The organism is Halococcus thailandensis JCM 13552 (assembly GCF_000336715.1).
GTDB lineage: Archaea > Halobacteriota > Halobacteria > Halobacteriales > Halococcaceae > Halococcus > Halococcus thailandensis.
In genome coordinates, this window is record NZ_AOMF01000108.1 from 1 (window position 1) to 5,305 (window position 5,305).

The following is a 5,305-nucleotide window of genomic DNA, read 5'->3' on the forward strand; positions in this document are numbered from 1 at the left end:
CGCACATGCTACACTGGGACTCCGCCTCACGTCTGGCCGATTTCTACGCACTTGCTCGTACCGTGACTGGTAGAGTGGACAACTAGCGAGTATACATTTCCAACCTGGTGATGGAAAGAGGATACCGATTAATCCGGATTCAGAGAGACTACCACAGATTGAGAATTATACACAAGCCGCTATTTCAATTCAAAAAGAAAGGTTTAGTCTAGTTGAATCCAAGAGAGAATTCAATCCTACTAGACTAATCAAGGAATTCAAAGATTATTGCTATAAGCAGGAGATGCGGCAAGCAGATATCCAGATCCTTCATGGTTTAATTGACGAGCTTGTTTTCGCTGATTTCCGGATATCGGAGGAAACCCAAAATCGCATCTATGAAGATCTACCGGAGAACTTGCTCCGATATCCTCATATATCAAATGTCAGTAATATAGACGTATCAGAGCACGGATTTAGGAACGAAGTTCCGACAGTAGAAATGTCGGAAGAGGAATTAGACCATATCCGATCGAAAGTAATAGAACGCTCCTCTCAATCTCTAAGAGACCTTTCTGAAGACCTGAAAATATCGCCTCATACAATTGCGGTTATAAAAAGCCAAGAGGATAGCTATACTGATGAGAGAAGGCGTGAGGTTGCTGGGAGATTGCTTTCATATTATTTGGGAGAAATATTCTCCCACTGGGACATGCTTAACAGCAATTTGAAAGTCCCTGATGGGATTGTTCAATTTGGTAGTGGGCCACAGGAGGGATTGAATGAATTGATTCAAAAATGTATAACAGAAACATTTGATAACCCTGGACCGGCTGTGGACAGGATTGAAGATATGCTGGAATACAGTATATCAAATTGGTTCCGCAACCATTTCTTCCAGAACTACCATGCGGATGAATATAAAAGAAGGGGGCAGCGTAACCCAATCTATTGGCAACTCGAAAGCCCAGACGGGTCATTCAGCTGTTTCGTTTACTACCATGAGATAGACGAGAATACACTCCCAAAACTCCGTGGACAGTATCTGGATCCACGTATTGATGAGCTTGAAAACGAACTAGAAACCCTGAACACCCAAACCAGCGGTGACAACCCAGATAAGGAACTTCTGAATAGAAAAGAAAAAGTCCAAAACGACCTCAACGATATCAGAGAATTCCGTGATACTGTCGACGAGATGATCGACGATGGCGTCACTGTCGATGTCGAGAAAGGTATCTGGGATAACATCAAGGAGTGGGACCAATACGAAGTCCTCGAAACCGGACTCCCAAAGCTAAAATCGAGCTATTCGAGGTAATCTACAAATGGGAGATCTTGCGGACAGCATTATCACGGAACTCCGGCAGAAGTTCGACCGACACCCAGTCTGGGTGTGGTACGACGCCCAAGAAAAGTACAAAGGCGTTCTCGACGAGGTCGAAGCTGCACTGGATGACGTCACGCTCGCACGCTACGACGGCAGCTACTTCGAGCTGAAGCGCCGTCTCCACGAGGAAGACCCGAACTACGAGAAGAACTGGCTGTTCTACATCCCCGAGTCCCGGAATGATGCCAGATGGTTCCGCGACGTCCACGCACTCGGACGACAGTACCGCGTCGGCCAGGACATCGACGACACGCCCGTGACGCAGTTCCTCGTCGAACACGACGAAGAGATACCCGACGCCTACGAGGACTGGGGCCAGAACCGCGAAGTTCAGCGTCTGGCCTTCTTCTGCGTTCTTTTCGACACCGCCGGACCTGAGACGGACGACTGGGTGCGTGCCTACCTCTCGAACCCGGAAGAGTACCGTGAGACAATCGAGGACAACGCGATGGCTGACGCCTGGGACGCCCAACTCCGAGAGGGGTACGGTGTCACCGCAGGACTCGATCCGAAAGAGCTAGCGACCCAGCTCCTCTTTGGCGAAGTGGCCAGTCGGGCACCGACATCCCGGTACGACGAACTCGCGGCTGACGACACCCGCGCTGCTGCGGCATTTTGTGACGAGTGGCAACAATACACCCCTGCCGAGTTCACGCGCTATGCGCAGAAGATCGCAGAGGACTACGACCTTGCGAAGGCCGTCATCGATTCTGACCGTATTCACTGGGACACGACGGCGTTCAAGGGGATCGACATGGGTCTCATCCGGTTGGTGATGAAGCGACTCGCCGGTGAGACCTACGCAGACCTTCCCGATATCGCGGCAGACCTCCAGCAGACAGTTACTGAGCGACAGGACAGCTTCTGGAGCAACGAGGACCTCGTCGATTGGTCAGTACCAGTCCTGGCGGTCGAAACCCTCCAGCGGGTCGGAACTATCGACGCTGACGAAGCCAAAACGCTCTCATCGGCTGAACTCGCCCAGAAGTACACGAGTGACGATGGATGGTGGCAAGTCGATGCGGCCTATCGGCAGTACGTCAACGCCACTCGGAAGGCCACGTTCCCCTATCCAAACGAAACCACGGTGAAGAAGCGGGTCACGAAACACTACATGTCCTTCCTTCAGGGAGTGAACCGACCGCTTGCGGACATCTTGAGCGATGATCCGACACTCGGGACATCGCAAACCTCCTTCTACGATGAGTTTGCGGATCTTGACAACGGGACGGCGATTATCATCTGTGACGGGCTTCGCTACGAGCTCGCCGAGGCAATCAAACAGAACTTGGGCCGACGGACTGACTTCGAGCAAGACTTGGGTGCAGTAAGCGCGGCACTGCCCTCGATCACCGAGGTTGGGATGGCCGCACACCTCCCCGGGGAACTCGGCCTCTCACTAGAAGATGACCTCGTCGTGACCAGCGGCGGTGAGGAGATGGCCGGGAAATCGGATCGCGTCGAACGACTCAGCGCCGCGGGCTTCGAAGTGGTGGATATGGACGAGGTGAGCAGCATCTCGTTAGAGGACTTGACGGAGACCGACCCTGTCCCACGAGTCGTCTACTCCGGAACGATAGACAAACTCGGCGAGAGCCTCGACGACGACGCGGCCTTTAGCCAGGTTGCTTCCCATGTTGACGACGTCGAACGGACAGTTCAGCGGCTGAAGCAGGCCGGGTACACTCGGTTCGTCATCACGAGCGACCACGGCTTCCTCTACACGGATCGGTTGTCCGACGATCTCAAAGTCGAATCTCCCGACCTCGCTCCGGTCGTCAAACGACGATTCGCAGCCGCCGACAATGATACCCCATTAGTCGATACGGACAAATTCATCGAGGTCGGCTCCGATGCGCTATCTGACCTCGGCATCAACGCTCCAGGACTCAAGCTGCTCTTCCCCCGGAGTGTCGCCTGTTTCAAGGCTCAAGGTGGGAATATGCAGTACTTCCACGGTGGCATTTCACTCCAAGAACTCCTCGTCCCGTGTCTCACGGTGACCACCGGCGAGACCGAAGAAAGTGCGTCGATCAGTTACGATGTCTCGACTCCAGACCCGATTACGAACTCGATAATCTCTGTCGAGATCGAAGCCAAGAGCGGACAAGTGGCCTTCGACCCAGCGCCGATTCTGGAGATCCGTGCGAACATCGACGATGAACCGGTTGCAGACCCCGTAACGATGGAGGTCTCGCCGGGAACCAATAGTGAACGTGTCCGGCTCAAGCAGGGAGCGATCTCCGGCGAGAGTTCCGTCCAGTTCGAAGTCATCGACACCGACACCCGAGAAACGATCACGCGGAAAACGGTAGAACTTGATCTGCTCTTCGGAGACGACGATATGGGATTCGACGTCTGAAGAACTCCGGCCCTATAGCATTTTGACCATTCCGACGTAGCCTGTCCAAAAGCAGTCGTCGACAGTACCAGTCCAGATTCATCGACACCAATATGCCCCCGGCTCTATTCACCGCATACAATGACAACTGAGGACGTCGATCAGAAAGCTCTCGACGTCTTTCCCGGACGCGTTGTCCGGAAGGATCTCGTTCAGGATATCAAATCTGGAGTAAACGTTCCTACCTATGTGCTTGAGTACCTCATCGGGCAATATTGCGCCACGGACGATGAAGAGTCACTAGAAGAGGGGCTAAAAAAAGTCAAGCAGATACTATCGAAGCACTACGTCCGCCCTGACGAAGCGGAATTCGTCAAAAGTGAAGTGCGCGAGCGGGGACGGTATCGGGTTATCGACAAAGTCAATGTCAGACTTGACGAGCAGCAGGATGCCTATATTGGCTCGTTCGTAAGTCTTGGCTTGAACGATGTTGAGATCAACGAACATCTAGTTAGCCAACATCCCAAGCTCCTAGGAGGAGGCGTGTGGGCTATCATCGACTTAGAATATCTTCCGGATAACGCGAACAGTCCGAAGAGCCTGTTCGGGATTGATTCATTCAAACCAATCCAGGTGTCGAACCTTGATCTCAACCAACTGAAGGACAGACGTCGGGAATTCACGCGAGACGAGTGGATGGACCTTCTACTTCAGAGTGTGGGATATGACCCATCAGCGTTCGACGAACGAGAAAAGTTACTTTTCTTGGCTCGATGTATTCCGCTCGTTGAATCGAACTACAACTACGTGGAGTTGGGGCCACGTGGGACGGGCAAGAGCTACCTATATCGCGAAATAAGCCCCCATTCCATCCTCATTTCTGGCGGCAAGACGACAGTTGCAAAGCTATTCTTGAACCTTAACACCGGCCGAATCGGGCTCGTCGGTCGCTGGGATGTCGTTGCCTTCGACGAGGTCGGAGGACTCAGATTCAGTGACTCGGAAGCCGTCCAGATGCTCAAAGACTACATGGAATCCGGGAGCTTCTCACGTGGGACTGAAGAGCTAACCGCCCAAGCCTCGATGGTCTACGTGGGGAACATCGATTTGGACGTTGAAGGCGTTCTCAAGAGTTCCCACCTTTTCGAGCCGTTCCCAGAAGAGATGCAGGACCTCGCGCTTATCGACCGGTTTCACTACTACCTTCCTGGCTGGGAAGTCCCGAAGATGCGCTCCGAATTCTTCGGTGACCAATTCGGATTTATCGTGGATTACTTCGCCGAGTTCGTGCGTGAACTCAGGAAAGAATCCTATAGCGACGTAATCAACGAGGAGTTCGCGTTCGGTGACCACCTGAATCAACGAGATGAAAAGGCTGTCCGAAAGACTGTTTCAGGCTTGCTCAAGCTGCTTCACCCGCATGGAGAATACACGAAGGAGCAACTCAGGGAGTATCTTGAGTTTGCAATGGAGGGGCGTCGTCGGGTAAAAGAGCAATTGAAACGTATTGGTCGTGTCGCAAAGCGGTCTAGACTTCGGTAGCAACTGACTCCCTTCAGGAGGGGGTTGTCTCTGGTGACCAAACCGAGACCACC

The 5,305-nt window shown here is 52.8% G+C and carries 3 protein-coding genes; all 3 read left to right on the top strand.

Annotation, left to right across the window (positions count from 1 at the left end):
- Positions 1 to 283: 283 nt before the first annotated feature.
- A complete protein-coding gene (locus C451_RS04970) occupies positions 284 to 1,300 on the top strand; it encodes a hypothetical protein (protein ID WP_007738388.1) in 1,017 nt (338 codons plus the stop codon).
- A gap of 7 nt (positions 1,301 to 1,307) precedes the next feature.
- Positions 1,308 to 3,731 (top strand): PglZ domain-containing protein, encoded by a 2,424-nt coding sequence (locus tag C451_RS04975; RefSeq protein WP_007738389.1) that lies wholly within the window; start codon positions 1,308 to 1,310, stop codon positions 3,729 to 3,731.
- Between the two features lie 120 nt (positions 3,732 to 3,851).
- Complete coding sequence (gene brxL, locus C451_RS04980; protein WP_007738390.1) at positions 3,852 to 5,252, top strand: protease Lon-related BREX system protein BrxL; 1,401 nt, start codon at positions 3,852 to 3,854, stop codon at positions 5,250 to 5,252.
- The last annotated feature ends 53 nt before the right edge of the window (positions 5,253 to 5,305 follow it).

Coding starts and splice junctions, on each gene's coding strand:
- C451_RS04970 (WP_007738388.1), top strand. CDS start 284: ATGCGGCAAGCAGATATCCAGATCCTTCATGGTTTAATTGACGAGCTT.
- C451_RS04975 (WP_007738389.1), top strand. CDS start 1,308: ATGGGAGATCTTGCGGACAGCATTATCACGGAACTCCGGCAGAAGTTC.
- brxL (WP_007738390.1), top strand. CDS start 3,852: ATGACAACTGAGGACGTCGATCAGAAAGCTCTCGACGTCTTTCCCGGA.